Source organism: Staphylococcus sp. GDY8P67P (genome assembly GCF_017892545.1).
Taxonomy (GTDB): domain Bacteria; phylum Bacillota; class Bacilli; order Staphylococcales; family Staphylococcaceae; genus Staphylococcus; species Staphylococcus ureilyticus.
Window position 1 is genome coordinate 1 of sequence record NZ_JAESLH010000026.1, and the last position, 2992, is coordinate 2992.

Genomic DNA, 2992 nt, shown 5'->3' on the forward strand with positions numbered 1-2992 from the left:
CACGAACTAGAATCGACGTTGTAGCGTAGATATAAAAATTAATACTACATAGAAATTTAACTAAGATTTAAGCTACTAGTTTTTTGCTAGTAGCTTTTTTATTTTCTTAATTTTTAAATGCCTTTATTTTGAATTTTAAGGGGGTATTTAGAGCAAACTCTATATTTATATATTTTTATACCTGTATATTTATATATGTTTCTTAAAACGCAAATATGAGCAAAATAAGGGTACATCTTTCTGACATTTAACTTGTATTCAAAAGACATATTACTTAAGTTGCTAAAGTCATTTTAAATACAATCACTTGTACTTTTTAAACATAAGCCAGAAAAACGATATAACTTTTATATATATTTTTCTAATTTGATTGGAACTCCCTAAAATTTATATAACTTAAAAAGTTAAATTGTTTATCTCATTTTTTGTACATAACCAGTGGCGAATTTTTCAGACACTGCCCATTTACATGCAAATTAAAATTTTCATGGTAAAACTGGTCAACCATGCCGGTTGAACGCTATAGTTCCTGCAGGGGCAAAAATACATAAAAAAAACGCTAGCTTTTAAGCTAACGTTTCAAATCTTTTAAGTAATAATTTTGTTTTTCAAAATTCCAAATTGCAGTAATTGAATGTGCTTTTTCTTCTTCGTCTGTTGTTTTATCTTCGTCACTTGTATTAATTAAATTGCCATCTTCGGCATCGTCTAAATTTAAAATTTTATGTTTTTGTTTAAGCAATCCACCATAACTCAACATACGTTTTCGGTATAAACCTTTTTCTAAATCATTCACGATTTCCTGATTTCTTTCGTCATCATCAGTTAAAAAATCAGATGATTTAACCGAATATTTCGAGGTTTCTTTGATTGCTGCTTGAATATCTTTATCGCCTTTTTGATTTGGTTTGATCGCTTTAATATTTGCTACTGGCCGATAATTAACTTGTAATGCTTTTTGCCATAAATTAATCCAATCATTTTGAGAAATGTAATTCTCAGAACCTCTAAAATATTTACTTTCAACACACAATAAAACATGCATATGTTGATTATAACTACCGTCATTTTTATTAACTGTAACCTCTGTCGAACGCATAAAACCAATTAAATTTTTACTAACTTTTTTATATTTAAATAATCTTCTAAATGATTCAGTTAAATGTTTAAGACTTTTTTCTAAAGTATCTCCATCTATCGCATTTCGTGTTGATAGTGTAAGAAACAACCAACGTGCTTTCGGCTTTTCTTTAACCACTTCTTCAATCACTCTTTGAGCTTGATAACTATTTTTCATAGCACGCCTCCAATTACAAACTGGACACAATTTTGATTTACAAAACCATGTCTTATGTAACTTCAAATAACCTTCATCAGTAGGCTTGAACTCTAAGACGTTACCACATTGTTTTACGTTAAAAGCCTTTTTAATTTTTAAGATTTCTAGTATATCTGCATAACTTACATTATCGATTTTCTTTTCTCTCCACGGGCGTTGTTTCCCACTTTTCGTTAAGTCTTTTAGTGTTTTATTATCTTGATTTTCATCTATATATTTTGTATGATTGTCTTGCATATAAAAAGACCTCCAGTATTTGATTTTAGCTCGACACTTTAATCTTATTACTGGAGTTTTTTTATGTCAAATTTTATTTTATACACTAAAAATCTTTCAAAACACTGTTACATCAAGCTTGAAACAACATTTTAAAAAAGAACGTTATTTCTATATAGTATCAAGACAAGAAGAAACTCGTTTTCAACTCGTTTTAAAACCACCAACCAAAACCTTAAAACTCATCGTAATTTCACTTAAGTTTTTCTTAATTATTCCTTCTTTTTCTACGTCACTTAAATTCCACGTTAAAGGCGTCATATCAAGTAATTTATTCAATTCTTCTTTATTTAATTTAACCTTATAACTAATGTCTATCATTTCAATTTTATTAAAATTAGCTTCAAATAAATCTATAACCTCAGAATTATCATAATCCTTATTTTTATGATTACTAAAGACTATATTCCTTATTTCTTTTAAATAATCACTATTAGGAATTATTTTTATCAATTTCCCCTCTTTATCTAGAACTCTTTTAAACTCATCATAATTAGAAGGGCTAAGCACATTAATTAAAAAGTCTACATTCCCATTCATAACTGGTATATCAGCTAGATCAGCAACCAACCAATTTATATTTTTATATGATTTTGCTGCTTTTTTTACACCTTCTTTTGCAATGTCTATACCTAAGAATTCATTTTCACCAAGAAATGTTTTACTAATTTCATTTAAAATATAACCCTCACCAGTACCAACATCTATCACATTATTTTTAGTTTTAATCTCATATTTTTTAATAATTTCTATGATTTTTGAAATTAATATCGAATACAAATTGCTACTATCATTCAATTCTCTTCTAGCAATAAACAATTTTTTATCGTATTTACTTTTTTTATGCCCTGAAATTAAATTCGAATAACCCTCTTTTGCAATATCAAAAGTATGGTTATTCTCACATGCTAAAGTTTTATAACCTCTCTTTAATTTTTCATCACATATAGAACACTTAAAAAACATATTCACACCTCCAATCAAATAATTATAAATAACAAAGTTGCTTTATTCCAATTGCTTTATTGACGTTGAGCCTCGGAACCCTTAACAATCCCAAAACTTGTCGAATGGTCGGCTTAATAGCTCACGCTATGCCGACATTCGTCTGCAAGTTTAGTTAAGGGTTCTTCTCAACATCAATAAATTTTCTCGGCATAAATGCGTGTTCTTTTCTTGTCTGCCCAGTAGACAAAGTAGACCCAACTGTTATTGCTTTACAGGTCTATTTTTCGTCGTTATAATCTAGTTAAATCCCGTAAGGGCGCACTTATGCGTTCTAAAAAGAACGCGTAAAAAACCATAATCGACCTTCGTCAATTTTTATCTTAGTTTTAAGGAATCGGCGTTGTAGCGATATAAAAATTAATACTGCAC

Annotated in this window: 2 protein-coding genes; both read right to left on the reverse strand. The window is 28.7% G+C overall.

Features of this window, described 5'->3' with window-relative positions; all coding sequences use genetic code 11:
* Positions 1 to 571: 571 nt before the first annotated feature.
* Positions 572 to 1576, reverse strand: coding sequence for a protein rep (locus KA833_RS10310; protein WP_078099048.1), 1005 nt, complete (start codon positions 1574 to 1576; stop codon positions 572 to 574).
* A gap of 183 nt (positions 1577 to 1759) precedes the next feature.
* Positions 1760 to 2581, reverse strand: coding sequence for a putative RNA methyltransferase (locus KA833_RS10315; RefSeq protein WP_049948317.1), 822 nt, complete (start codon positions 2579 to 2581; stop codon positions 1760 to 1762).
* Positions 2582 to 2992 lie beyond the last annotated feature (411 nt).